The organism is Breoghania sp., from assembly GCF_963674635.1.
Classification (GTDB): domain Bacteria; phylum Pseudomonadota; class Alphaproteobacteria; order Rhizobiales; family Stappiaceae; genus Breoghania.
The window spans coordinates 3,590,169-3,615,671 of record NZ_OY771475.1; the positions used below are offsets into that span (position 1 = coordinate 3,590,169).

Genomic DNA, 25,503 nt, shown 5'->3' on the forward strand with positions numbered 1-25,503 from the left:
GTCTATCGCAGGCCGTCTTCGCCCTTGATCTCGGAAGCCTTCAGTCCACCGACGCGGGCATGGATGCGCGAGCCGGTCGTCATGACCAGGGCAAGCAGGATCTCATCGGCGCGCGGTCCGTCCGGAATGCCGACCTCCATGGCATCGAAATGGGAGCGCACGAAGGAGGCATTGGTATGGGTGATCGGCACATCGAGGCGTGCACCCAGACCTCCGACCTTCTTTGCCGATGGCACGATCGCGTTGGAATAGGGCAGGATTTCGCGCATGGAATAGCCGCCCGGCACATGCCAGAGCGCGCCGTGCTCAAGTTCACCGGCGGAGCCGACGATCGCGCCCTTTCCGTAGCCTTCGATCAGATGCGGATCGCCGCCCAGCGCATCGACCACATCCTTTGTCATCTGCAGGGCAAGGGGCTTCAGATCGTCCATGAAGCCGGTGATGTCCTCAACATAGCCGCCCGCAAACGGGTTCTTGATGATGGCAAGGATGGCGGCGCGCTTGGTTGGCTTGTCGGCCACGGGGCCGCCCTCGTGGTAGATTTCCTCGACGATGATTGCGCGCTTGCGCAGGATCGGTTCAGGCACAGACGGGTTCCTCCCGGTGACGTTCGCTCTTGTGGGGCACGATGGGGGTGTGCAAAGGGGCGGTTGGCGCAAGGATCGCTTGTCGGTCAACGATCTTTTTCTCCGAGGCCAGACCAATATAGCTCGCGGCGACAAGACCGCGAGAATGATAATCGGCGGCAGCACGTTCGCCGCGTGCCAGCGCCCGGTTGATTTCGTCGGGCGACAAGGCGCCGACGGCGGTGGTGACGAGCCGGTCGCCGAGATCGCTGTCGGGGGCAAGGTCGGATGCACGGCTGCGCGCAATCAGAGGGGAGCCCGGCAGGTCGACCTTGTTGGCGATCATGGTGGCGGCGGCATCTGCGCTGGCTGCCGAAGACGCGAGCACCGTAACCGCATCCGCAATGCCCAGCGAATGGGAGCGCCCGCGCCAGCCGCTGGTGGCGATGCCGCGAATGGCATGCTCGGGCGAGAGGGTGATCACGCCGCCGGGCTTGCCGGTTTGCGGATCCTCGCAAATGCCGACACGAAAGGCGCCCTCATTGAGCATCAGTGCGATGTCGCCGCCATTGTTGACACAGGCGCGCGCCAGATCCCGGCCTTGCGTGAGATGGGCAAGAACATGGTCGGCGACGCTTCCTGCAACGGCTGCCATGGGCGTGATGAATTCCGGCCGGAAGGGCGCGGTGGCCGCATACATGCGCCGGGCGATGGTTCCTTGCGGGCATTCGCCGGTCGCCTGTCGCAAGAGGGGAAGTTCGGCAACGAGATCGCAAAGGACTGTTTCGAAGGCCGCTCGGGCCTGGTCGTAGGCAAGCGCGACCTCGGTTCCCGGTCCTTCCGCCTCGATCACGAGATCGATGGGCCCATGCTGCAGGTGCAACCTTCGGCGCTGGCCTATCAGTCTGGCTGTGGGGCGGGAGAATGGAACCGGTGCCGTCATCATGCAGACCTGTTCCAGGGGTAGTTGTCGGGGCCGTGCGGCCAGGGGTTGTCGCCGGAGCGGTTCACCCCGCGGCGGCCTTTCAGGATGTGGTCGTTCTGCCGCCCGGTCTTGCCCTCAAGAGCTTCGGAAAGCGGCATGACGTAATCCATGTGGCCGCCCAGCGCGCGATAGTCGTCGGCCCGCATGGTGAATTCGATGGGGGCGACAAGCGCCGGGGTCGGCACATAGCCGAAGGCGTTTTTCGGCAGGCGGGTCACATCCACCATGAAGGTGATGCCGCCGCCCGGCCAGACATAGACGGGCGCGCCGCCGGAACTGACATAGGTGAGTGCGCTTTGCACCGAGCGGGTGAGGCCCACGGGGTGCTCCGTAACGCCCGAGCGCAGCGATCCGCCCGCTCCGGCCATGAAGAGAATCGATGTCAGTGCCGGTTCGCAATTGTCCTCGATGCGCTTCACCGACGGCAGGAGCCGTTCCGGCATTTCCGTCTCGACAGGCACGAGGTTCTCATCAAGCTCGTAATAGGCCGCGTGTTCGCCGGTGGTCGACACCATCAGGAGCGACTGGCCGGGCTTCGCCGTCTTGGGATCGAAGGCGGCGATGATCTTCAACGGGTCGGTGAGGTCCGTTCCGCCCCAGCCGGTGCCGGGTTCGGCCACCTGAAAATAGCGGCCCGGCGTGGAGCGGCGGCCGTTGATCCTGATGCCGCTCGGCTCCCAGCCAATGACCTTGCCCGCCTGATGTTCGGACATGACCCCGGTGATGTGGTCATCGACCACGACGACCTCGTCGACCAGGCCCTTCCATTGCGAGGCGAACATGCCGACCGTGGCCGACCCGCAGCCGACCCGCATGCGTTCCTCCAATGCGCCGTTGATGATGGGCGCCTTGCCTGCCTCAACGGTCAGGTCGGAGCCGCCGTCAATGGTGAGGTCGACCGCCTCGCCGTTGCACAGCGCCAACATGGTGGCGCAGGTGACGCGGCCTTCCTTCTTGGAGCCGCCGGTCAGATGGTGGACGCCGCCCAGCGACAGCATCTGCGAGCCGTATTCGGACGTGGTGACGTGGCCCACAACCTCACCTTCGGCGCGCACGGGGGCGCATTCGTTGCCCAGATGACGGTCGGTGTCGATCTTCAGCTTGACGCCGCAATAGCTGAAAATGCCCTCGGTCACGACGGTGACCATGTCCACGCCGTCGATCTCGGATGCAACAATGAAGGGGGCGGGCTTGTAATCGGGGTAGGTCGTGCCCGCGCCGATGGCGGTGACGAAGGTTTCCGGCCCCGGAACGATCTCACCGTCCCATTCGCGTTCGAGGAACGGCACGATTTCGCCGCCGCTCTGCGCGGTGCCTTCCAGGATCTTCAGCGGATCGAGCCGAACCAGCTTGCCGTCTTCGTTGGCGTAGCGGTCGCAAGCGCCGGAGCGTCCGGCCGCGATGTAACACATGACCGGGCAGGCGTCGCAGCGGATCTTCTCCGGTTTGCCAGCAGCAACAGTTTCGCCAGGAGCAACAGACAAGGTTCATGCCTCCATTTGTTAGTATGCAAACATGTTTCGGAAAATGTCGTCAATGGACTTTGCGCAGCGTCACCGCTGATTTGCTGGGCATGAATGGCGAAAATCGCGTCATTTGGCCTGTTTTCCGTAACGGAGGTGCGGTCCGGTGTCAGTCCACAAAGGCGCGTTCCACCACGAACTGCGCCGGTTTGTTGTTTGCCCCTTCCTCAAGGCCATGGCTGAGGCAGAGCGCCTTGGTGTCCTTGAGCATTGCCATGGAGCCGCAAATCATGGCGCGGTCGTCCTCGGGGCCCATGCGGGGCAGGCCGAGGTCTTCGAACAATTTGCCGGAGGTGATGAGATCGGTGATGCGGCCGGTATTGGCGAAAGGCTCGCGGGTGACCGTCGGGTAGTGGATGAGCCGGCCCTCGACCAGTTCGCCGATCAGCGGGTCTTCGCGCAGCGCGGCAACGAGATCCTGCCCGTATTTCAGCTCATCGATCAGGCGGCAGCCATGGGTGAGGATGAGCGTGTCGAACTTCTCGTAGGTTTCGGGAGCGCGGATGAGGCTTGCAAAGGGAGCGATGCCGGTGCCGGTCGAAAACATCCAGAGCCGCTTTCCGGGGGTGAGGGCGTCATTCACCAGCGTTCCGGTGGGCTTCTTTCGCATCAGCAACGTGTCGCCCGCGCGGATCTTCTGCAGGTGCTCGGTCAGCGGTCCGTCCGGCACCTTGATGGAGAAGAATTCCAGCTCCTCGTCCCAGGAGGGGCTGGCAATGGAATAGGCGCGGAAGACGGGCTTGTCGGCATTGGGCAGCCCGATCATCACGAATTCGCCGGATCGGAAGCGGAATTCGCGCGGTCGCGACACCCGGAAGCGGAACAGCCGGTCCGTATAGTGCTGAACCTCGGTCACCCGCAGGGCGAAGCAGCCGGTGGGAACGGCAAAAGGCGAGGGGGCGCCGAGCAGGATCGGAATTTCGCAGTCTGTGGCGGGGCTTGCGCTGGGGGCTGACATGGGCTGCTCCGGGAACGGGGGATGGCAAATGCCGTTGCGGACGATTATTGTTAGTATACAAATGAAAAAAGCAAGAGCTGCAAACCAAAAGTGCGCGCTGAAAATTTAGGCAACGCTGCCTTTTCCGTCCGCTTGACACGCATCCGCCGTTGCGTCTCTAATTCGTTAGTATGCAAATGATATGCATTGAGGGAGACAATGCACTTTCACAGACCGCAAACTCTAGAGGATGCACTGGCCTGCATTGCAGATCATCCCGCACGGATTCTGGCTGGCGGCACGGATATCTTTCCGTCACTCGGGCGCTCCCCGGTGGGGGAACCTATCCTGGATCTTGGTCGCATCGAGGCGCTGTGCGGAATTTCTTGTCGCGATGGCGTCTGGCGCATCGGGGCGATGACGACCTGGGCGCAGATCGCGAAGACGGACCTGCCCGCGCAATTCGATGGTTTGCGGGGCGCTGCCCGCGAGGTCGGCTCCATCCAGATCCAGAATGCGGGCACGATTGCGGGCAATCTGTGCAATGCCTCTCCGGCCGCCGATGGCGTGCCGCCACTTCTCTCCCTCGATGCTGACGTCGAGCTTTCCGGCCGTGCGGGGACCCGCATTCTGCCGCTTCGCGATTTCATAACCGGCGTACGCAAGGTGGCGCTGGAGCCAGGTGAAATCGTTTCCGCCATTCTGGTGCCGGATCGTGCGGGCACGCGCGCGTCCTTCTTGAAGCTCGGCGCACGGCGTTATCTCGTCATTTCCATCGCCATGGTCGCGGTGGCGTTCGATCTCGATGCAGGCGGCGCGATTTCACGCGCGGCCGTTGCGGTCGGGTCATGCTCGGCGGTCGCCGCGCGGCTTGGCTCGCTGGAGGCGAAGCTTGTCGGCTGCAAGCCCGATGCGGCAGCGCTTTCCGATCTTCTATGCGATGAGCCTTTCGCGGAACTCTCCCCCATCGATGATGTGCGCGCCTCCGCTTCCTATCGGCGCGAGGCGGTTCGGGAACTCGTGGTCCGCGCCATCGTCGCGGCTGCCAAGGGAGGGGCATGAGATGGCTCTGGTCGACGTTGAAACCGACGGTGCGGTGACCTTTCATCTGAACGGGACGCAGGTCACTGTCACCGCTTCGCCCATGGAGCGGTTGTCCCACGCCTTGCGTGAGAGGGCGCAGGCGAAGGACGTCAAGGTCGGCTGCGATGCCGGCGACTGTGGGGCCTGCACGGTGCTGGTCGATGGCCTTCCCGTCTGCGCCTGCACCACCGCGCTTGGTCAGGTGGAAGGCGCGCGCATCGAAACGCAGGCCGGGCTTGTCGCCAATGATGCGACGGGCAAGGCGCTTGCGGCCGCTTTTCAGCGCAATCAGGCCGCCCAATGCGGCATCTGTACGCCGGGCATGATGGTGGCGGCGATTGCGCTTCTGCGTGAGACGCCGGAGCCCACAGAGCAAGAGGTTCGCGATGCGCTTGGCGGGGTTCTCTGCCGGTGCACCGGCTATCGCAAGATCATCAATGCGGTGATGGACGCGGGCGGCACGGGCGGGGTTGCGCCGGGCGGCGTCGGGACGGCGATGGCGCGGATCGACGGGCTTGCCAAGGTTTCGGGCACGGAGCGGTTCGGCGACGATGTCGCGCCCGCTGGCGCGCTGGTCGTGCGCGTCATTCGCAGTCCGTATCACCGCGCGGCTTTCGAATTTGGCGATCTGGAAGCCTACCGCCTGGCCAATGGCCTCGATCTGATCATGAGGGCGAGCGATGTGCCGGGAAAGAACTGTTTCGGTGTGATTCCGGGTTTTGAGGATCAGCCAATGTTTGCGGACCATGAGACCCGCTTCAAGGGTGAGGCGGTGGCGGCCATTGTCGGTGACGCCGATCTCGTCAGCAGACTGGATCCGGCCGTCTTCCCCGTGACATGGACCGCGCTCCCCCATGCGCTGGTGCCGGACGAGGCAACAGACGTTCCGGATCTGCACGAAAGCCGCGCGGACAACGTCATGTGTCGCGGCTTCGTCAAGCGCGGCGATCCTGAGGCCGCCATGCCGGGGGCTGCGGTGGTCGTGGAAGGAGCTTTCTCCACCGGCTTCATCGAGCATGGCTATATCGAACCGGAAGCGGGCTATGCCGCGCGTTGCGGTGACCGGCTGGAGGTTCATTGCTGCACGCAGGCGCCCTTCATGAACCGCGACGGGATCTCCGGGCTTCTGGGGCTTGCGGCAGAAGATGTGCGCATCGTGCCGACTGCGGTCGGCGGCGGGTTCGGCTCCAAGCTCGATCTGACCGCCCAGCCCTATGTGGCGCTGGCGGCCTGGCTGACGGGTAAGCCCGTGCGCATCACCTATTCGCGCGGCGAATCCATCGCCACCTCCACCAAGCGGCATCCTTCCCGGATTTCCATGAAGATCGGTGCGGATGCGGACGGGAGGATCGTGGCGGTCGAATTCGACGGCACCTTCAACACCGGGGCCTATGCCAGCTGGGGGCCGACGGTCGCCAACCGTGTGCCGATCCATGCGAGCGGTCCCTACCGCACGCCAAACTACGTCGCCCGCAGTGTGGGCATTCACACCAATACCGCGCCTGCCGGGGCGTTTCGCGGGTTCGGCGTTCCGCAATCGGCGCTGGCGCAGGAGCCGCTTTACGACGAGCTTGCCCTGAAGCTTGGCATGGACCGGCTGGAATTCCGTCGCAGGAACGCACTTCAAAACGGCGACCCGACGGTGACCGGGCAGGTTTTCAATCAGGGCATGGGGATCGCCGAGTGCTTTGACGCGCTTCGCGAGCACTGGGCCCGCGCGCTTGCCGAGGCGGAGGCCTTCAATATGTCTGCCAAGGGGGCGGTGCGCCGCGGCGTCGGTGTTGCGGGCGGCTGGTATGGCTGCGGCAATACCTCCATGTCGAACCCGTCCACGATCCGTGCCGGGCTCACCCGCGCGGGCGAGCTGGTGCTGCATCAGGGCGCCATCGATATCGGGCAGGGCTCCAACACGGTCATCACCCAGATCTTCGCGACCGCGCTCGGTCTGCCCGTCGCGGCGCTCCGGCTTGTCGGGCCGGACACGGATGTGACGCCGGATGCGGGCAAGACATCGGCCAGCCGCCAGACCTTCATTACCGGCAATGCGGCGCGGCTTTGCGGCGAGGCGCTGCGCGCCCGCATCCTGCGGCTCGGCAATGTTTCCGAAAATGCAACGCTTGAGCTTTCCGGCGGCACGATCATCGCACGCGATGCGGCGGGCGAACGGGTGATCGATCTCGCCGCGCTCTCTCCCGACAACGATACATATGTGCTGGAAGCGGTGGAGAGTTACGACCCGCCGACCTCGCCGCTCGATGAAAACGGGCAGGGCGATCCTTACGCGGTTTTCGGCACGACGGCACAGATGGTAGAGCTTGAGGTCGACACTGCGCTGGGTACCGTGAAGCTTCTGCGCATCGTCGCCGCCCATGACGTCGGCAAGGCGATCAATCCCCTGCTGGTGGAAGGTCAGGTTCATGGCGGGGTGGCGCAGGGCATCGGGCTGGCGCTGATGGAAGAGTTTCTTCCCGGTCGCACCGAGAACCTGCACGACTACCTGATCCCGACCATCGGCGACGTGCCAGAAATCGAGACGCTGATCCTTGAGACCGGCGACGAGCACGGACCCTATGGGGCCAAGGGGTTGGGCGAGCACTGCCTGATCCCGACCGCGCCCGCCATCATCAACGCCATCGCCGATGCCTGCGGGGTGAGGCTTCGCCACATGCCCGCAACGCCCGACAAGGTGCTGGCCGCGATCCGCGCCGCAAAGGCAGCTCACTGAAAAAAAAGGCCCGTTTCGCGGGGGCGCTCGCGTGCCCCGCCCCCTCACTTTCCTCCCTTGAACGAGAAGATCCATCCATGAGCGCGTCGCCCCTGGCCGCCCCTGCCGATCCCGCCGCCCCGAATGCCGCCCAGCGCCAGTCGCTGGTGGCCGGTGTCGATGTGGGGGGAACCTTCACCGATCTGGTCCTGTTCGATGCGGCCGCGCGCAGCGTGCGTCTGGCGAAAACGCCGACGACGCTCGACAATCAGGCTTTCGGCGTCCTCAAGGCGCTGCATATCGCGGAGGCCGATCTCGCTGCCCTCGATCTCATCGTTCACGGCACGACCACGACGACCAATGCGGTTCTGGAACGCAATCTCTGCAAGACGGGGCTGATCACCACGGCGGGCTTCCGCGATGTGCTGGAGCTTGGCCGGCGCACCCGGCCCCATCCATACGGTATGAAAGGCCGCTTCGTGCCGATCATCCCGCGCGATCTGCGCCTGGAAGTGGCCGAGCGTTACGACGCCGATGGCCGTGAACTCGTGCCGCTCGACGAGGAGGGCTTGCGGGCTGCCTTGAAGGCGCTCATCGATCAGGGCTGCGAGGCACTGGTCATCCACTTTCTCCATGCCTATGCCAACCCGGCCCATGAGCTTCGCGCGGGCGAGATCGCCGCGGAGATCTGGCCGAACGAGAACATCACGCTTGGCCATGCGCTTTTGTCCGAAAGTCGCGAATTCGAACGTGGGGTGACGGCGGCGATCAATGCCTCCGTGCAGCCGCTGCTGCGCCGTTATGTGGAGCGGCTTGCCGATCAGCTGGCCGAAGAGGGCTATCGCCACGATGTTCTGGTGATGAACGGCAATGGCGGCATGGTGTCGGCGCGGCGCGTCGCCATCGAGGCGGCGAAGACGGTGATGTCCGGGCCCGCCTCCGGCGTCATGGCGGCGGCGACCACGGGCCGGCGGGCAGGGATCGCGAACCTGCTGACCTATGACATGGGCGGCACCTCCACCGACGTGGCGCTTATCCGCAACGCGGAGCCTGCCGTCTCGAATGAGATCGAGATCGAATATGCCATGCCGATCCATGTTCCCATGGTGGATGTGCGCACGGTTGGTGCCGGTGGCGGGTCGATTGCGCGGGTGACCGAGGCCGGGCTTCTTCAGGTCGGGCCGGAAAGTGCGGGCTCCACGCCTGGGCCGATCTGCTATGGACGCGGTGGCACGAAGCCGACCATATCCGACGCCAATCTGCTGCTCGGGCGGATGAACCCGGACAAGCTCAATTCGGTCTCCGGCATGGTGTCGCTTGGCGATATCGAGGCGATCTTCGGCGAAAAACTGGGGCAGCCGCTGGGCGTGGATGCAACCATGGCGGCGGCGGCCGTGCTGCGCATCGCCAATACGCGCATGGCGGATGCGGTGCGCATGGTCTCGGTGAGCCTTGGCGAAGACCCCCGTGATTTCGCGCTCTTCGCCTTTGGCGGCGCAGGCCCGCTTCATGCCACGGCCATCGCGCGCGAACTGGGGGTGCCGCGTGTTCTCGTGCCCGCACGCCCCGGCATCACCAATGCGCTGGGCTGTGTGGTTGCAGATCTTCGCCACGACTTCGTCAACACGGTCAACAGGCCGCTTGGTGTTCTCGACATCGAGATGGTCCATGCGCTGTTCGACCAGCAACTGGCGGAGGGCCGGGCCCTGATCGCAAGGGAAAACGTGCGTATCGACGAGGTGAAGGTGATCCGTTCCCTCGACATGCAGTTCATCGGCCAGACCCACCTTCTGCGCGTTCCCATCGAGACCGATCGGCCCACGGTGGATGATCTTCAGCGGCTCTTCGAGGAGGCCTATTTCAACCGCTTCCATGTGGAGCTTCCGGAAATCAAGGCGAGCCTCGTCAATGTGAATACCTCCGTCATCGGGCGGCGCGAGGAGATCGATCTTTCGCTGCTCATCGATCCGGCGGGCCGCAAGGCGAAGCTGGACGACGCGCGGACCGGATCTCGCAAGGTGTGGTTCGGTGAGTTCATGGATACGCCGGTCTACTGGCGCGATCACCTGCCGCTCGATGCCGAGATCGAAGGCCCGGCCATCGTGGAGCAAATGGACACAACGATCGTCATCGAGCCGGGAGACAAGGCCGTTCAGGATGCAGACGGCAATATCATCATCACGCTTGCGGCCGCCGCATGGGGAGACGACGCATGAGCCTCGATCCGATCACTCTCAGCGTCATCCAGTCGGGCCTGCAGCAGGTTTGCGACGAGATGGACCTGAGCTTCTCGCGCGCTGCGTTCTCCCCCGTCATCGCGGAGGCGAACGACCGGTCCGACGGTATCTACTCCGCGCGCGACGGCTCGCTGATCGCACAAGGCGCGGGCGGTCTGCCGGTCTTTGTCGGCACGATGCAATATTCCACCCGCACGCTGATCGAGATGATCGCGCAAGGTTCCGTGGCTGCTCCCGAGCCCGGCGATATCTATATCGTCAACGATCCTTATCTGGGCGGCACGCACCTGATGGATGTGCGCTTCGCCATGCCGTTCTATCGAAACGGCGAGATCTTCTGCTGGCTCTCCAACACCGGCCACTGGCCGGATACGGGCGGCGCGGTGCCGGGTGGGTTTTCGGCGTCCGCGACCTCGGTGGAACAGGAAGGCTTGCGGCTTCCTCCGGTGCGTCTCTTCAAGAAGGGTGTGCTGGATACGGAAATCTATTCGATCATCTGTTCCAACATCCGCGTTTCCGAGCAGCGCATCGGCGATGTGAAGGCGCAGGCGGCGGCCCTTCTCGTGGGCGAGAAGCGTCTGGGGCGCATTCTCGACCGTTACGGCGATGACGTGGTGGCGGAGGCCATCGATGAATTGCGCCGCCGGGCTGCGGATCAGATGCGGGCGAATATCCGCCTCATCCCCGAAGGCACCTATCGCTCAACGGCCTATGTCGACAGTGACGGCGTGGTCGATGAGCCGCTGGAAATCCGTCTGGCGATTACCGCCAAGGACGGCGAACTTGTCTTTGATTTCGAAGGGTCCTCCAAGCCCTGCATCGGGCCGATGAACTCGGTTCTGGCGACGACGCTGTCCTCCGTTTATCTCGCCATGCGCCACATCTTTCCCGATGTGCCGATCAGCGCGGGCGCGTTTGAACCGCTCAACGTGAAGACGCCGGAAGGCACCTTTCTCGATGCCCATTATCCGCGCCCCGTCTCAGGCTGCGCGGCTGAGGTTTCGCAACGCATCGCGGAAGCTGTCTTCGCCGCGCTTGTCGAGGCGCTGCCCGACCGGGTGACAGCGGCGCCTGCAGGAAGTTCCGGCAATTTCGCGCTGGGCGGGCACGATCCGGACCGTGGGCGCGGCTTTGTCATGTACCAGATTTCCGGCGGCGGCTATGGGGGCAACAGCGACCATGACGGGCTGACGAATGGTTGCTCGACCATCGGTATCTCCAAGGCCCCGCCGGTGGAAATCATGGAGCAGCAGTTTCCCGTTCTCTATCACCGCTATGCGCTGCGCGAGGGATCGGGCGGGGCCGGGGCCCATCGTGGCGGCTTCGGGCTCGATTACGAGATCGAGTTGCGCCGCGGTCATGCCACCGCGAGCTTTGTCATGGATCATGGGCGCTTCGGGCCGCAAGGCGCGCTCGGTGGCAGGGACGGCATGCCGAACTCCGTGACCGTCTATCAGGATGGCGAGGCCCTCGTGCCCGCACATCTTTCAAAGGCACAGGATATCCCGATGAAACCGGGAGACCGGGTGCGGGTCGGCACACCGGGCGGCGGCGGATATGGCGATCCACTGGACCGGGACCCGGCGCTGGTGGGCGAAGACGTGCGGTTGGAGCGCTACACGGCACAGGCCGCGGCAGAGCTTTTCGGCGTTGTGGTGAGCTCCGCGGGCGAAGTCTCGGCGGACGAGACCGCGGAGCTTCGCAAGGCCTTGCGCAAGGACCGTGTCGCGGGCGCTGTCTGAGCCGGCGATAAGGACGCGTCATCTCCAAGGGCTTGCAAGAAACGTCAAGGCTTTGTCCGGTATATCCGGCAGAGTTTCGCAGAATGGTTGCCTGCCAGGAAAACAGACGTTCTCAATTGTTGACAAAAACAATACGTCTGTTTCTATGTGCCCTTCGCTGAAATCTGCCTAACAAACAAACCGGAGGTAGCAATGAACCGACGTCAGGCCATGTTCGCGACCGTTGTCGCTTTTGCCCTTGCTGGCGGTGCGCAGGCCGCGGAACAGCAGTTCATCTCGATCGGCACCGGCGGTGTCACCGGCGTCTACTATCCCACCGGTGGCGCGATCTGTCGTCTGGTGAACAAGGAGCGCAAGACCCACGGCATCCGTTGTTCGGCGGAATCGACGGGTGGATCGGTCTACAATATCAACACCGTGCGCGCGGGTGAGCTGGAATTCGGCGTCGCTCAGTCCGATTGGCAGTACCATGCCTATCACGGCACCTCGAAGTTTGCCGATCAGGGCCCCTTCGAGAAAGAACGCGCCGTGTTCTCCGTGCATGCCGAACCGTTCACGCTGATCGTGCGTGCCGATAGTGGCATTGACAGCTTCCAGGCCCTGAAGGGGCACAAGGTCAATGTCGGCAATCCCGGTTCCGGCCAGCGCGCGACGGTGGAAGTCGTCATGGATGCCTATGGCATGAAGATGGACGATTTCGCGCTTGCGGCCGAGCTCAAGGGTTCGGAAATGGCCCAGGCCCTTTGCGACGGCAAGATCGATGCGATGATCTACACCATCGGTCACCCGGCCGCCGCCATCACCGAGGCCGCCACCACCTGTGACGTGAAGCTCGTGTCCGTTGCCGGCGAGACCATCGACAAGCTGGTTGCCGACAACCCCTATTACCGTGTCGCCACCATTCCCGGCGGCACCTACAAGGGCACGGATGAGGACGTCACCACCTTTGGTGTGGGCGCGACCTTCGTCAGCTCCGCCGATGTTTCCGACGATGTCGTCTACACGGTCGTGAAGGCCGTCTTCGACAACTTCGAGGACTTCAAGAAGCTCCACCCGGCCTTCGCGAACCTGAAGGAAAAGGAGATGATCAAGGACGGTCTCTCCGCGCCGCTGCACCCGGGTGCGATCAAGTACTACAAGGAACGCGGCTGGATGTAATTTCCTCCTGCGATCGTTGAAGAAAACGCAAGCCCGCCGTGTTCATCGCGGCGGGCTTTGTCGTTTCGGGCGGTCAGTCCGAGATCGGCTCGTCCATCAGGAGAAAGCCGCCGAACCGCTTGATCCGCTCCTCGAAGGCGTGGACGCGCTGCTCGGCTCCGGGGGAGCGCAACACCATTTCCGCAAGAAGCAATTCGATGATCGCGAAGGCGGGGGAAAGGGATGGCATGAAATGCGGACCCTGCATCGGCAAGGGCACCACATGCCATGCGCCGCGGGCGATCGGTGAGGCCATGCTGTCGGTGATGGCAATGATGCGCGCGCCGCAGTCCCGCGCGATATTCACGCCCCGTACCACCTCGCAGGAATAGTGGGCATAGCTGACCGCGATCACCATGTCGTCCTCGCCGACATCCGACATCATGTCCAGGATCGAGCCGGGGTCCGGCGGGGTGTGGGTGACATTGGCGAAGGCCATGGCGCCCACATAGCAGAAGTAATGGGCAACGGAGTAACAGCTCCTGACGCCGATGCAGTAGATCCGGCGCGCCTTCACAAGCGCCTCCGCGCAGGCCGTCAGGGCGACATGCATCTCGGGCGAAAAGGCCGCGGCCATGTTGGTGCTGCTGGCGTCGCGGAGCGCTTGCAGGGTGCCCCCACCTGCGCTTTCGGTCAGTGCGCGGGCGCGGGCCGAATAGGGGACAACGCCTTCGCGCAGGGCGGATTGAATGTCGCTGCGAAACGAATCGTATCCGGAATAACCCAGCGTCTTGGCGAGGCGGACAGCGGAGTTCTGGTTCACCCTGGCCGCCCGGGCGGTGGAGCGCAGCGAGCGGAACGCGACTTCCTGATAGTTGTCGAGCACCCAGGCCGCAAAAGCGGCGAGCTGGCGCGGCCCGCCCTCAACGACACGGCTCAATCGCGCGCGAAGCTCTGCGGCGGAATATGACGTTTGACCCATGGTGCCTCCCAAGAAGGCAAAATACATTCGTTTTGTATCGTTTGCAGAAAAATACGCATGTTTCTATTTTGGGCGTCAGGCTTTATGGAAAGCTTTGGTCCATGGGGTGCTTGTGGATCTGGCTGCCGTTGCAGGGCGGATCGAGGCCTCGCATTTGAGCGGGGCGCGTGTCGCGGGCGGCCTGTGGTGCCGGAACCTTGTTGGATCGACGGTCAAAGGCAACTATCGTCTTGCGAGTATCCCGGTAGGCACATACGCTAAACGGGAACTTGGGCGCGGGAACTTGGGCGCGGGAAGCTGGGGGCGTTGACGGGAAGTCGGGGATGTCACCTTTGCGGCCGGTCCTGGTTCAGGGAGGCTGCATCGGCGTCGCAAGGCGCGTCCGCATCGTGGCCAACTCGTCCTCGTTGCCTTCGAGGATATCAAGTAGCTGTATCCGGCCTTCTCACGCATGGCGGGCGCCTGGAAAAACGGCGGTGGCGATTGCGTGTTGCCGGAGCCGCGCCGTCAGGCGCAGCAAGGAGCGCGGCCGCAATTGAGGCCGCTCGGCGGTTTGAGCGACCCGCGGGATATGCGCCCGCGGTCGCGAGGCTGTTTTGACGACATAAAACGGGGACTGCCGGTCAAGCGCAAGGCGCGGCCGGTTCGTCTGGCTCTCTCACCAAGGCCAGGCGACAGGAGGTGCAGATGAACAACGAAACGCCCGAAAACCGCGACCCGAAGACGCGCAAACCCCATCAGGACGGTCCGGAGCCTCAGCCGGAGGCCCGGGGCGCCGGTGCAGCTTCGCCTCCTGATGACGGATCGTCGGCGAATGCGGCCGACGTTGACCTGATGGTTGCCGAAGTGGAGACCGGTTCGCGCAACGCGGCCGGTTTCGCGGGCAAGGTGATCTTGTCGATCGCGTTCATCTGGTCGTGTTTCCAGATCTATATCGCGTCGAGCGTTCCCTATTTCCTTGCCAACAAGACGGGCCTGAATTTCGTCTTCAACAGTCAGGAAGCCCGCCAGATCCATCTGGCATTCGCCATCATCCTGGCGATGCTGGCCTATCCTCTGTTCAGGTCCAGCCCGCGCGACCGGGTGCCGTTTTATGACTGGGTGCTGGCCATCATTGGCGCCTCGTCCTGCCTCTATCTGCTGTATTTCAAGGTCGATATTGCAGGGCGCGCCGGTCTGCCGACCACCGCGGATCTGGTCTTTTCCGCGATCGGCATGGTCTCGCTGGCGATTGCGGTTTTCCGCGCTCTCGGGCTGCCTCTGGTCATCGTCGCCTCCGTCTTCGTCTTCTACGTGTTCTTTGGCCATCTCTCCTTCATGCCGGAAGCGATCATGTGGAAGGGGGCGTCCTTCTCCAAGGCGATGTGGCACTACTGGATGCAGACGGAAGGCGTCTTCGGTGTGGCGCTCGGCGTTTCCGCGTCGATGATCTTCCTGTTCGTGCTGTTCGGCTCGCTTCTGGAAAAGGCGGGGGCAGGCAGCTACTTCATCAAGCTCGCCTTCGCGCTGCTCGGTCATTTGCGCGGCGGTCCGGCCAAGGCGGCCGTGGTCGCCTCCGCGCTGTCGGGCCTTTATTCCGGGTCCTCCATCGCCAATGTGGTGACGACCGGCACGTTTACGATTCCCTTGATGAAGCGCACCGGCTTCAAGCCGGAAAAGGCCGGCGCCGTGGAAGTGGCCTCTTCCACCAACGGGCAGCTCACACCGCCGGTGATGGGCGCTGCCGCCTTCCTGATTTCGGAATTTACCGGGATCTCGTATCCCGAGCTCATCAAACATGCCTTCCTGCCGGCGATCATCTCCTACATTGCGCTCGTCTATATCGTGCACCTTGAGGCGTTGAAGCTGGGGCTGGAAGGGTTGCCGCGGCCGAGCCGCGTCGGAACGCTGGCGACCCGGCTCGCCAATGTCCTGTTCGGCTTCATTTTCGTCGGCGTCATCGCCATTGGCGTCTATTACGTGCTCGGCTGGATCAAGGTGGCGGTTCCCGGAATGGGGCTGATGAGCGCGGCGTTGATGTTCCTCGTTGCCTATCTGGCGCTCCTGTCGGCCGCCGCGCGCCATCCCGATCTGGAGCCCGATGATCCCAACGCGCCGATCGAGGTGTTGCCGCGGCCCTGGGATGTCGCGATCACCGGCTTTCACTTCATCCTGCCGATCGTCATCCTGATCTGGTGCATCCTGATCGAACGCCTGTCGCCGACGCTGTCGGCCTACTGGGCGACGATGGCGATGATCTTCATCGTGCTGACCCAGCATCCGCTGAAACGGATGATGCGCGGTCAGGGCGCGTTCACCGAAGGCTTCAAGCAAGGCTGGGCTGATTTTGTCGAGGGCATGATCTCAGGCGCACGCAACATGATCGGCATCGGTGTCGCCACGGGGGCGGCGGGTGTCATCGTCGGGACGGTTTCGCTGACCGGCCTGCATCAGGTCGTGGGCGAGTTCGTGGAGTTCCTGTCGGGCGGCAGCCTGATGTTCATGCTGGTGCTGGTCGCGGTCATGTCTCTGCTCCTCGGCATGGGACTTCCGACCACGGCGAACTACATCGTGGTGTCCTCGCTGATGGCGCCGGTCATCGTGTCGGTGGGCGCAAGTCAGGGCCTGATCGTGCCGCTCATCGCGGTGCATCTCTTCGTGTTCTATTTCGGCATTCTGGCCGATGACACGCCACCTGTCGGTCTGGCAGCCTTCGCGGCTGCCGCCATTTCCGGCGGCGATCCGATCCGCACCGGTGTGCAGGGCTTTGCCTACGATATCCGGACCGCACTGCTGCCGTTCATGTTCCTGTTCAACACGGAGCTGCTGCTCATCGATGTCGGCCCGGTCAAGGCGGTCTTCATCTTTGGCGTTGCGGTGATCGCGATGATGCTGTTTGCGGCGGCGACACAAGGCTATTTCTTCACGCGCAATCGCCTCTGGGAGACGGCGGCGCTGCTTCTGATCGCCTTCACGCTGTTCCGTCCGGGCTTCTGGCTGGACCTCGTGCAGCCGCCATTTGACGAGCGGCCCGGTTCAAGCGTGGTGGAGATGGCCGGCAATATGCCTGCGGACGGCGATATCCGTTTTGTGGTGGCCGGTCCGAATTTCGACACGGGCAAGCTCTACACGCGGACATTGCTGGTGCCTCTCGGCGCGCCCGGAGATGGCGCAGAGCGGCTGAAGCGCGCGGGCATTGTCGTGATGATGGAAGATGGCAAGGCCCTGCTGGAGGAGCCGTTCCCCGGAACGACCTATTTCCAGGCGCTGTCCGACTATGACTTCTACGGCGATATGCCTGTGGAGATCGCGCTTGTCGAACTTGATGCGGAGCGGATGCACAAGGAAATCTTCTACATTCCGGCGCTGCTGCTGTTGGCGCTGGTTATCATGATGCAACGCCGACGCCAGACCGTTCCGGCGTTCTGAGGAGTATTGGGCGCTATGTACAATCGGATACTTGTCCCGGTCGATCTGACTGAGATGTCGACCTGCGAGACGGTGCTGGAAGATGCGGCCTATCTGGCGGCTGCGGCCAATGCTGAACTGCATTTCCTGACCGTGGTGCCGACTTTCTCCATGTCGATCGTGGGGTCCTTCTTTCCGGAAGAGTATGAAAAGAAGGCGCTGGCAGCGGCCAAGAAGAGCATGTCCGACTTCATCACCGGTCATCCAAAGGCCAGGAAAGCCAAGGGGCACGTCGCCCATGGCACGATCTATGACGAGATCATGAAAGCGGCCAACCGGCTCGATTGCGATCTCATCGTGATGGCGTCGCACAGGCCGGAACTCAAGGATTACCTCCTGGGCCCGAATGCGGCCCGCGTCGTGCGCCACGCCGCACAGTCGGTGTTCGTCGTGCGAGCGGGCTGACAGGTCGAACCCGGCTGCACCTGAGAGCGGGAAGACAATGAGCGGACATATCTTCGGGCGATCCACACGCCTGTCGCCTCCGATCGCGCAGACCGGCGATGGCTGCTACATCATCGACACGTCCGGCAAACGCTATCTGGACGGCTCCGGTGGCGCGGCGGTGTCGTGTCTCGGGCATTCCGATCCGGATGTGCGCGCGGCCATCCATGCGCAGGTCGACAAGATCGCGTTTGCCCATACCGGCTTCTTCACGTCGGAAGCGGCGGAGGAGCTGGCCGACAGGCTCATCGCTCATGCGCCCGACGGCATTGACCGTGTCTATCTGGTCTCCGGCGGGTCAGAGGCGGTGGAGGCGGCGATCAAGCTCGCCCGTCAGTATTGTCTGGAAACCGGGCAAGGGTCGCGCCACCGTGTGATCGCGCGGCGTCAGAGCTATCACGGCAATACGCTGGGGGCACTGGCCGCGGGGGGCAACGAATGGCGGAGGACCCAGTTCAAGCCGCTTCTGGTGGAAACCTCCCACATCGCGCCCTGCTACGAATACCGTTATCGCGAAGAGGGTGAGAGCGCCTTCGACTACGGTCAGCGCGCGGCCAACGAATTGCAGGCGGAGATCGAGCGGCTCGGGCCGGACACGGTCATGGCCTTCATTGCTGAGCCGGTGGTCGGCGCCACCGCCGGGGCGCTGCCCGCCGTGGAGGGCTATTTCCGCCGCATCCGCGAGATCTGCGATCACTATGGGGTGCTGCTGATCCTCGATGAGGTGATGTGCGGCATGGGGCGGACGGGCTCCTTCTTTGCCTGCGAACAGGATGGGATCGCGCCCGATATCGTGACCATCGCCAAGGGGCTTGGCGCGGGCTATCAGCCCATCGGCGCGATGCTGTGCTCGGGCAAGATCTATGCGGCGATCGAGGCCGGGTCCGGCTTCTTTCAGCACGGGCACACCTATATGGGCCACCCCACGGCGGCGGCTGCGGCCTGTGCGGTGGTGCGCGCGCTCGATGAGCGCGATCTGCTGGCCCATGTGCGTGCGCAGGGCGAAAAACTCGATGCGGCCCTGCGCGAGGCCTTCGGCCAGCACTCTCATGTGGGCGATATTCGCGGGCGCGGCCTGTTTCGCGGCGTCGAACTGGTTGCGGAGCGAGATTCCAAGGCGACGTTCGACCCGGCATTGGGCATTGCGCCCAAAATCAAGAAGGCAGCCTTTGAGGCCGGGCTCATCTGCTATCCGATGCAGGGCACGATCGATGGTCGTCAGGGCGATCACATTCTTCTGGCCCCTCCCTTCATCATTTCGGACGACCAGATCGGCGAGCTTGTCGACAAGCTGAACACCGCCATCTCGGCTGTGATCTGACCGTTTCCAGCGCTTTTTGAGCCGTAGCGAAGCCCTTCCCGTTTGCGGGGAGGGCTTTTGCGTGCAATCTGTCCTTTGGTTGGTGACCTTGGGGGGAGGTGAAGGCAGTGTGGCATCGTTTTTCGGTTGATCCCGGCCGTGAGGCGGGGCGGTGAACCCGGCGGAGTGGCTCTTGCGCAGCGCCCGCAAGGCGCCCGATGCGCCGGCGCTCTTGCACGGCGTGGAGGTGGTGGCGAGCTATGGCGCGTTCGCCGAGCGGGCCGGGCGCATCGCGAAGGCGTTGCGGGAGGAATGGGGCGTGTGGCCCGGGGATCGGGTGGCGCTTTTTATGGCGAACAGCCCGACCTATCTGGAGCTGCTCTACGGCATCTGGTTCGCCGGCGCGGTGGCGGTTCCGATCAATTACAAGCTTCATCCAAGCGAGGCGGCCCATATCGTTGACGATGCGCAGGCGCGTGTTGTCTTCGTGGATGACGCGCGCGCAGACATTGCGTCATTGCTGGGTGGAGAGGGGCCGAGCGTCGTGACGCCCGAAATTCTCGCAGGAGAATTGCCGCGCCACACGGCGATGGATGTCCCGCATCCGATGCGCGAGGAGGATCTCGCCTGGCTCTTCTACACATCCGGCACGACGGGACGTCCCAAGGGGGTGATGCTGACGATCGCCAACCTGCACGCCATGGTGTTTGCCTATTTCGTGGATGTTGATGCGGTCCACCGCGAGGATGCCGCGCTTTACGCCGCGCCCATGTCGCATGGCGCGGGGCTCTACAATTTCATGCATGTGCTGCGCGGTGCGCGTCACGTGGTGCCGGTCTCCGGCGGGTTCGATCCATCCGAAATCGCCAATCTGGCGCCGCGCATCGGCAATGTGTCGATGTTTGCCGCGCCGACAATGGTGCGCAGGCTCTGCGATCACGCCGCCCGTTCGGGCTATGACGGCGAAGGCATTCGAACCATCGTCTATGGTGGCGGGCCGATGTATGTGGCCGATATCGAGCGGGCGGTTGCGCAGTTCGGACCGCGTTTCGTCCAGATCTATGGGCAAGGCGAAAGCCCCATGACCATCACCGCCCTGTCGCGCGAGACGATTGCGGAGCGGAGCCATCCGCGCTGGCGGGAGCGGCTGGGCTCGGTGGGGCTGGCGCATTCCTGCGTTGAGGTGCGGGTGGCCGATGAGGCCGGGCATCCGGTCTTCGCGGGCGAGACGGGCGAGATCCTTGTGCGCGGCGCATCCGTCATGGCGGGCTACTGGCGCAACCCCACTGCGACCGCCGCGACCCTGCGCGACGGCTGGCTTTGGACCGGCGATCTCGGTGCGCTCGATGAGGACGGCTATCTGACGCTGAAGGACCGCTCGAAGGATGTGATCATTTCCGGCGGCACCAATATCTATCCGCGTGAGGTGGAGGAGGCGTTGCTGACCTGCGCCGGGGTGCGGGAGGTGTCCGTGGTCGGGCGGGCGGAGCCGGAATGGGGCGAGGAGGTCGTCGCCTTCGTCGTCGCCATGGAGGAGGAGGGGCTTGAGCCGGACCAGCTCGATGCCCATTGCCGTTCGCAGATTGCGCGCTTCAAGCGTCCCAGGCACTATATCTTTCTGGAGGAATTGCCCAAGAACACCTACGGCAAGGTCCTGAAAGGCGAGTTGCGGCGCATGGCGGATGAGGTGGCGAACCGAGACAAAAGGTCCTGAGCGACGCTTTGGGACAGGCAAGGCCGGATGGGTGCGGTTTGGCTTTCCGAAACCGCGAACAATCGTATACATTGTCGCCATGACGAGCACGCCAGCCAATCCCGAAAGCCTCTATGACCGCCTGATCGACGCCATCGAACAGGGCGAGCTGGGTCCCGGCGACGCCTTGCGCGAGTCGCGCCTGGCGGAGCGTTTCGGCACATCGCGAACGCCTGTCCGCGAGGCCCTGCGCCGCCTGGAGGCGCAGGGGCTGGTGACGCACAATGCGCATCGCGGATGTGTCGTCGCGGCGCTTGATTACGACCAGATCGGCGAGCTTTATGCTGCGCGCGAGGTGATGGAAGGATCGGCGGCGCGCGGTGCGGCGCTTCATGCCGCTCCGCAGGAAATCGCCCTTTTGCGCAAGCTCGTGGAAGAGGGGCGCGCCATGGTCGACAGGCCGGTGGAGCTGGCCGTGATCAACCGCCGCTTCCACCGCGTCATTCACCGTTCCTCGCACAATCGCTATCTCAACCAGCTGCTCGATACCATGCGGGTGCATATGGCCCTGATCGAAGGCACCACCCTGTCATTGCCGGAGCGCGGCGCGCAATCGATCCAGGAACACGAGGATATCGTGGAGGCCATCGCCGCGCGCAATCCCGATGCCGCCGAAAGGGCGACCCGGCAACATGTCGCCACCGCCTATCAGAACCGGGTGTCGATGCTGCTGAGCTGACAACGAGCGTACAATCCCTGATTGTATTTTTCTTGAGTGCTGCCTCTGGTCGGCGCGCGGATTTCGTTGTATCGACGAATGATGTGGTAGCCGGGGGAGGCGACTGTCTCATGCGTATTGCGGTTCTCGATGATTTTCAGGGCGTTGCCCGTGAATTCGCCGACTGGAGCAGAGTGGAGGAGCGGGCACAGGTCACCACCTATCGCTCGCCTTTCGTCGGACCGGATGATGTGGTCGCGGAGCTGCAACCTTACGACGTGATTTGCGTCATGCGGGAGCGCACGGCCTTTCCGGCTGAGGTGATCTCCAGCCTGCCCAATCTCAAATTGATCGTGACCACGGGAATGAGCAATGCGGCAATCGATCTGATGGCCGCAGAGGCCGCCGGCATCCTCGTGTGCGGCACGCATTCGCCGGGGCATGCGACCGCGGAACTCGCCTTCGGATTGATCATCGCGGCGGCGCGCAATCTGGCCCCGGAAGTGAGCTCGATGGGTATCGGTGACTGGCAGACGGGCGTTGGGCGAGATCTGCGTGGGGCGACGCTCGGCATTGTCGGACTTGGCCGTCTCGGCTCGCAGGTGGCTGCCTTCGGCAAGGTGTTCGGCATGGACGTCATGGCGTGGAGCGAGAACCTGAGTGCGGTGCGTTGTGCCGATGTCGGGGTAAGGCGTACGGCGAGCCTCGACGAGCTGTTGGCTGACAGCGATTTCATCACGATCCACACCCGTCTTTCGCCGCGCACGCGTGGGTTGATCGGTTCGCGGGAACTGGGGTTGATGAAGCGCGACGCGTTGCTCATCAACACGTCGCGCGCAGGCATCGTCGATACGATGGCGTTGATCGGCGCGCTGGCCGATGGCCAGATCGCAGGGGCGGCCATAGATGTCTATGACGAGGAACCGCTGCCAGCCGGCCACCCGCTGCACACCGCCCCCAATCTGCTGATGACACCGCATTTGGGCTACGTCACGCGGGAGACCTATTCCGTTTTCTATCGCGAGACCGTGGAGGACCTGGAGGCCTATCTCGATGGCGAGCCGATCCGTCTCCTGACGTCGGTCAGGGTAGAGGCGACGTAGGGTACGATTTCAGGCGGCAGCGCCAGCTTAAGCTTAACTTGTTGCCTATATCCTCTCGATAAAAGGTATGAAGAAAATCGTCGTGTGAATGCCCGAGAGAATTGATGCAATGCGGTATATTTCTGAAGGCGGCGCAATATAAAGCTGCTGCTAAGCGTAAAGTATAAGAGTTTATCCGGTTGTACGACTTGGGGCGCACCAAAGGTCGTATTGCGACCCCCTACCAAAAATAATTATGTATTGGGCCTCTGCGCTCTGGCCTGGAGGGGCTTCGCCTTATCGGTTTGGAGGAATTCGATAGGGCGGCACGGCGCAGAAACCGGCATTCATGCCTTTCGGGAGGAATTCATGAAAGATAATTTCACGTCTGTGAACCGTCGTAGCCTGTTGAAGGCGACTGCGGCTTCCGGCCTCGTCCTCGCCACGCCGACGATCTTTACGCGGGGCGCCTGGGCTCAGAATTTTGCGAACGATCCGACCAACAAGAGCACTGTCACGCTCGGCTTCAACGTGCCCCAGACCGGCGCCTATGCCGATGAGGGCGCGGACGAACTGCGTGCCTATCAGCTCGCCGTCAAGCACCTCAATGGCGAAGGCGACGGCGGCATGCTCAACACCATGAAGCCGCTCGCCCTGGAAGGGAACGGCATTCTGGGCAAGAAGGTCGAGTTCGTTACCGGCGATACGCAGACCAAGTCCGATGCGGCCCGTTCCTCCGCCAAGCGCATGGTGGAAAAGGACGGCGCGATCATGATCACCGGCGGTTCGTCCTCGGGCGTGGCCGTGGCGGTGCAGTCTCTGTGTCAGGAGATGGGCATCATCTTCATGGCCGGTCTGACCCATTCCAACGACACCACCGGCAAGGACAAGCGCAAGTACGGCTTCCGCCACTTCTTCAATGCCTACATGTCGGGCGCCGCGCTCGGCCCGGTGCTGAAGGAAGAGATGGGCACCGATCGTCGCGCCTATCACCTGACCGCCGACTACACCTGGGGCTGGACGCAGGAAGAGTCCATCAAGAACACCACCGAGGCGCTCGGCTGGGAGACCGTCAACGCCGTGCGCACACCGCTCGGCGCGGGTGACTTCTCGCAGTACATCACTCCGGTTCTGAACTCCGGCGCGGATGTCCTGATCCTGAACCACTACGGCAAGGACATGGTCAACTCGCTGACCCAGGCCGTCCAGTTCGGTCTGCGCGACAAGCAGGTCAACGGCAAGCAGTTCGAGATCGTGGTGCCGCTGTTCTCGCGTCTGATGGCGCAGGGTGCGGGGGAGAGCATCAAGGGCATTCTCGGGACCACCAACTGGAACTGGTCGCTGCAGGACGAGGCCTCGCAGGCTTTCGTGAAGTCCTTCGGTCAGGAATACGGCTTCCCGCCGTCCCAGGCGGCCCACACCTGTTATGTCCAGACGATCCTCTATGCGGATGCCTGCCAGCGTGCGGGCACCTTCTATCCGTGTGAAGTGATCAAGGCCCTTGAGGACTTCGAGTTCGACGGCATGGGCAACGGCCCGACGCTCTACCGCGGCGCTGACCACCAGTGCTTCAAGAACGTTCTTGTGGTGCGCGGCAACGAAGCGCCGTCGAGCCAGTTCGATCTGCTCAAGGTCGTCAAGGAAGTTCCGGCCGAGGCCGTTACCTACGACCCGACGATCTTCGGCGGCGAACTCGGCACCTGCAGCTAACAAGCCGACAAGACCGGTCGGTCGCCGTGCTGGCGCGTTTCGCCCCTCGGGCGCGCGCGGGCATGGCGACCGTCTCTCACGTGTCCTGGCCGTCTCCCGTTTCGTGGGGGCGGTGGCAGTGCAGGGTCCTTCCTGTCAAGGCCGCCTCAGGCGACGGGCACATTCGGAATATCCTACAGACAACCGGCGCAACCCGATGGATACGTTCGTACTCCAGCTTCTCAACGGGCTCGACAAGGGCGGGGCCTACGCCCTGATCGCCCTGGGCCTGACCCTGGTCTTTGGCACGCTCGGCGTGGTCAATTTCGCCCATGGCGCGTTGTTCATGATGGGCGCCTTCTGCGCGGTCTCGCTGCAGAAGCTGCTCACGATCTCTGTCAAGATTAAGGACGAAAGCGTCACCTTCTTCGACGCCTACAAGGAAGTTCCCTATCTTGAACTCTGGCTGGGCGATACGGGAAAGGCGATCATCGACTACTCGGTGCCGCTGTCGATCCTGCTCGCAATTCCGGTGATGCTGCTGATCGGTCTGATAATGGAACGCGGTCTCATCCGCTTCTTTTACAAGCGCAGCCACGCTGAGCAGATTCTGGTGACGTTTGGTCTCGCCATCGTCTTGCAGGAGGTCGTCAAATCGACTTTCGGTGCCAACCCGATCCCGACCGGCGCTCCTGACATCGTCTCCGGAAGCGCGGACATCGGCATCTGGCTCGGGCTTGGTCCGGCGGTCGTCTATCCCTGGTGGCGGCTCATCTATCTCAGCTTCTCGCTCGCAATCATCGCCGCGGTCTTCTCCTTCCTGCAATTCACCACCTACGGCATGGTCGTGAGGGCGGGCATGCAGGACCGCGAGACGGTGGGCCTTCTGGGCATCAATATCGAGCGGCGCTTCACGGTTGTCTTCGGCATTGCCGCCATTGTCGCGGGGCTTGCGGGTGTCATGTACACCCCGATCCTTCCGCCGGACTATCACATGGGCATGGACTTTCTCGTGCTCTCCTTCGTGGTCGTTGTCGTGGGCGGAATGGGGTCTCTCCCCGGTGCGGTTGCCGCCGGTTTCCTTCTCGGCGTTCTCCAGTCCTTCGCGTCGATGACCGAAGTGAAGGACATTCTGCCGGGTATCGACCAGATCATCATCTATCTCGTCGCCGTCGTGATCCTGCTTGTCAGGCCGCGCGGTCTGATGGGACGGCGTGGGGTAATGGAAAGCTAA

Annotated in this window: 18 protein-coding genes; 13 read left to right on the forward strand and 5 right to left on the reverse strand. The window is 63.2% G+C overall.

The features are described from left to right. Positions 1-2: 2 nt before the first annotated feature. The 4 genes from ABGM93_RS15665 to ABGM93_RS15680 form a co-directional block, all read right to left on the reverse strand. A complete protein-coding gene (locus ABGM93_RS15665; protein ID WP_321501073.1) occupies positions 3-587 on the reverse strand; it encodes an amino acid synthesis family protein in 585 nt (194 codons plus the stop codon). After that, positions 580-1,512: a UPF0280 family protein gene (locus ABGM93_RS15670; protein ID WP_321501075.1), complete on the reverse strand. Its 933-nt coding sequence runs from the start codon at positions 1,510-1,512 to the stop codon at positions 580-582. The genes ABGM93_RS15665 and ABGM93_RS15670 overlap by 8 nt, the downstream gene beginning before the upstream one ends. Further along, positions 1,509-2,963 (reverse strand): 6-hydroxynicotinate reductase, encoded by a 1,455-nt coding sequence (locus ABGM93_RS15675; protein ID WP_321505943.1) that lies wholly within the window; start codon positions 2,961-2,963, stop codon positions 1,509-1,511. The genes ABGM93_RS15670 and ABGM93_RS15675 overlap by 4 nt, the downstream gene beginning before the upstream one ends. A gap of 220 nt (positions 2,964-3,183) precedes the next feature. After that, on the reverse strand, positions 3,184-4,032 hold the full coding sequence (locus ABGM93_RS15680) for a ferredoxin--NADP reductase (RefSeq protein ID WP_321501077.1): 849 nt from the start codon (positions 4,030-4,032) through the stop codon (positions 3,184-3,186). Positions 4,033-4,230: 198 nt separating this feature from the next. Here ABGM93_RS15680 and ABGM93_RS15685 point away from each other — a divergent pair, with 198 nt between their 5' ends. From ABGM93_RS15685 to ABGM93_RS15705, 5 genes are all read left to right on the forward strand, one after another. Continuing rightward, positions 4,231-5,073 (forward strand): FAD binding domain-containing protein, encoded by an 843-nt coding sequence (locus tag ABGM93_RS15685; protein ID WP_321501080.1) that lies wholly within the window; start codon positions 4,231-4,233, stop codon positions 5,071-5,073. A gap of 1 nt (position 5,074) precedes the next feature. Beyond that, positions 5,075-7,819 (forward strand): molybdopterin cofactor-binding domain-containing protein, encoded by a 2,745-nt coding sequence (locus ABGM93_RS15690; RefSeq protein ID WP_321501082.1) that lies wholly within the window; start codon positions 5,075-5,077, stop codon positions 7,817-7,819. A 77-nt stretch (positions 7,820-7,896) separates the two neighbouring features. Continuing rightward, complete coding sequence (locus ABGM93_RS15695; RefSeq protein WP_321501084.1) at positions 7,897-10,014, forward strand: hydantoinase/oxoprolinase family protein; 2,118 nt, start codon at positions 7,897-7,899, stop codon at positions 10,012-10,014. Next, the gene (locus ABGM93_RS15700; protein WP_321501086.1) at positions 10,011-11,777 is read left to right on the forward strand and encodes a hydantoinase B/oxoprolinase family protein; all 1,767 of its coding nucleotides are present in this window, start codon (positions 10,011-10,013) and stop codon (positions 11,775-11,777) included. Before ABGM93_RS15695 ends, ABGM93_RS15700 begins: the two co-directional genes overlap by 4 nt. 210 nt (positions 11,778-11,987) lie before the next feature. Beyond that, complete coding sequence (locus ABGM93_RS15705; RefSeq protein WP_321505946.1) at positions 11,988-12,935, forward strand: TAXI family TRAP transporter solute-binding subunit; 948 nt, start codon at positions 11,988-11,990, stop codon at positions 12,933-12,935. 73 nt (positions 12,936-13,008) lie between these two features. On the opposite strand, the gene ABGM93_RS15710 is transcribed toward ABGM93_RS15705, so the two are convergent. Next, on the reverse strand, positions 13,009-13,896 hold the full coding sequence (locus ABGM93_RS15710) for a MurR/RpiR family transcriptional regulator (protein WP_321501088.1): 888 nt from the start codon (positions 13,894-13,896) through the stop codon (positions 13,009-13,011). 834 nt (positions 13,897-14,730) lie between these two features. Between ABGM93_RS15710 and ABGM93_RS15715 the strand changes: the two genes are divergently transcribed. From ABGM93_RS15715 to ABGM93_RS15750, 8 genes are all read left to right on the forward strand, one after another. Continuing rightward, complete coding sequence (locus ABGM93_RS15715; RefSeq protein ID WP_321505947.1) at positions 14,731-17,304, forward strand: TRAP transporter permease; 2,574 nt, start codon at positions 14,731-14,733, stop codon at positions 17,302-17,304. A 15-nt stretch (positions 17,305-17,319) separates the two neighbouring features. Beyond that, positions 17,320-17,748, forward strand: a complete 429-nt coding sequence (locus tag ABGM93_RS15720; RefSeq protein ID WP_321501090.1) for a universal stress protein — start codon at positions 17,320-17,322, stop codon at positions 17,746-17,748. Positions 17,749-17,785: 37 nt separating this feature from the next. Next, entirely contained in the window at positions 17,786-19,108 is a 1,323-nt protein-coding gene (locus ABGM93_RS15725) for an aspartate aminotransferase family protein (protein ID WP_321501092.1), read from the forward strand. A 151-nt stretch (positions 19,109-19,259) separates the two neighbouring features. Continuing rightward, entirely contained in the window at positions 19,260-20,801 is a 1,542-nt protein-coding gene (locus ABGM93_RS15730) for an AMP-binding protein (protein ID WP_321501093.1), read from the forward strand. Between the two features lie 79 nt (positions 20,802-20,880). After that, a complete protein-coding gene (locus ABGM93_RS15735) occupies positions 20,881-21,519 on the forward strand; it encodes a GntR family transcriptional regulator (protein WP_319774378.1) in 639 nt (212 codons plus the stop codon). A 110-nt stretch (positions 21,520-21,629) separates the two neighbouring features. Further along, entirely contained in the window at positions 21,630-22,601 is a 972-nt protein-coding gene (locus tag ABGM93_RS15740) for a D-2-hydroxyacid dehydrogenase family protein (protein WP_321501096.1), read from the forward strand. A 348-nt stretch (positions 22,602-22,949) separates the two neighbouring features. After that, on the forward strand, positions 22,950-24,290 hold the full coding sequence (locus ABGM93_RS15745; RefSeq protein ID WP_321501098.1) for a substrate-binding protein: 1,341 nt from the start codon (positions 22,950-22,952) through the stop codon (positions 24,288-24,290). Positions 24,291-24,486: 196 nt separating this feature from the next. Further along, complete coding sequence (locus tag ABGM93_RS15750) at positions 24,487-25,503, forward strand: branched-chain amino acid ABC transporter permease (RefSeq protein WP_321501099.1); 1,017 nt, start codon at positions 24,487-24,489, stop codon at positions 25,501-25,503.

Coding starts and splice junctions, on each gene's coding strand:
- ABGM93_RS15745 (WP_321501098.1), top strand. CDS start 22,950: ATGAAAGATAATTTCACGTCTGTGAACCGTCGTAGCCTGTTGAAGGCG.
- ABGM93_RS15710 (WP_321501088.1), bottom strand. CDS start 13,896: ATGGGTCAAACGTCATATTCCGCCGCAGAGCTTCGCGCGCGATTGAGC.
- ABGM93_RS15720 (WP_321501090.1), top strand. CDS start 17,320: ATGTACAATCGGATACTTGTCCCGGTCGATCTGACTGAGATGTCGACC.
- ABGM93_RS15750 (WP_321501099.1), top strand. CDS start 24,487: ATGGATACGTTCGTACTCCAGCTTCTCAACGGGCTCGACAAGGGCGGG.
- ABGM93_RS15735 (WP_319774378.1), top strand. CDS start 20,881: ATGACGAGCACGCCAGCCAATCCCGAAAGCCTCTATGACCGCCTGATC.
- ABGM93_RS15725 (WP_321501092.1), top strand. CDS start 17,786: ATGAGCGGACATATCTTCGGGCGATCCACACGCCTGTCGCCTCCGATC.
- ABGM93_RS15685 (WP_321501080.1), top strand. CDS start 4,231: ATGCACTTTCACAGACCGCAAACTCTAGAGGATGCACTGGCCTGCATT.
- ABGM93_RS15700 (WP_321501086.1), top strand. CDS start 10,011: ATGAGCCTCGATCCGATCACTCTCAGCGTCATCCAGTCGGGCCTGCAG.
- ABGM93_RS15690 (WP_321501082.1), top strand. CDS start 5,075: ATGGCTCTGGTCGACGTTGAAACCGACGGTGCGGTGACCTTTCATCTG.
- ABGM93_RS15715 (WP_321505947.1), top strand. CDS start 14,731: ATGGTTGCCGAAGTGGAGACCGGTTCGCGCAACGCGGCCGGTTTCGCG.
- ABGM93_RS15680 (WP_321501077.1), bottom strand. CDS start 4,032: ATGTCAGCCCCCAGCGCAAGCCCCGCCACAGACTGCGAAATTCCGATC.
- ABGM93_RS15675 (WP_321505943.1), bottom strand. CDS start 2,963: ATGTGTTACATCGCGGCCGGACGCTCCGGCGCTTGCGACCGCTACGCC.
- ABGM93_RS15670 (WP_321501075.1), bottom strand. CDS start 1,512: ATGATGACGGCACCGGTTCCATTCTCCCGCCCCACAGCCAGACTGATA.
- ABGM93_RS15705 (WP_321505946.1), top strand. CDS start 11,988: ATGTTCGCGACCGTTGTCGCTTTTGCCCTTGCTGGCGGTGCGCAGGCC.
- ABGM93_RS15695 (WP_321501084.1), top strand. CDS start 7,897: ATGAGCGCGTCGCCCCTGGCCGCCCCTGCCGATCCCGCCGCCCCGAAT.
- ABGM93_RS15740 (WP_321501096.1), top strand. CDS start 21,630: ATGCGTATTGCGGTTCTCGATGATTTTCAGGGCGTTGCCCGTGAATTC.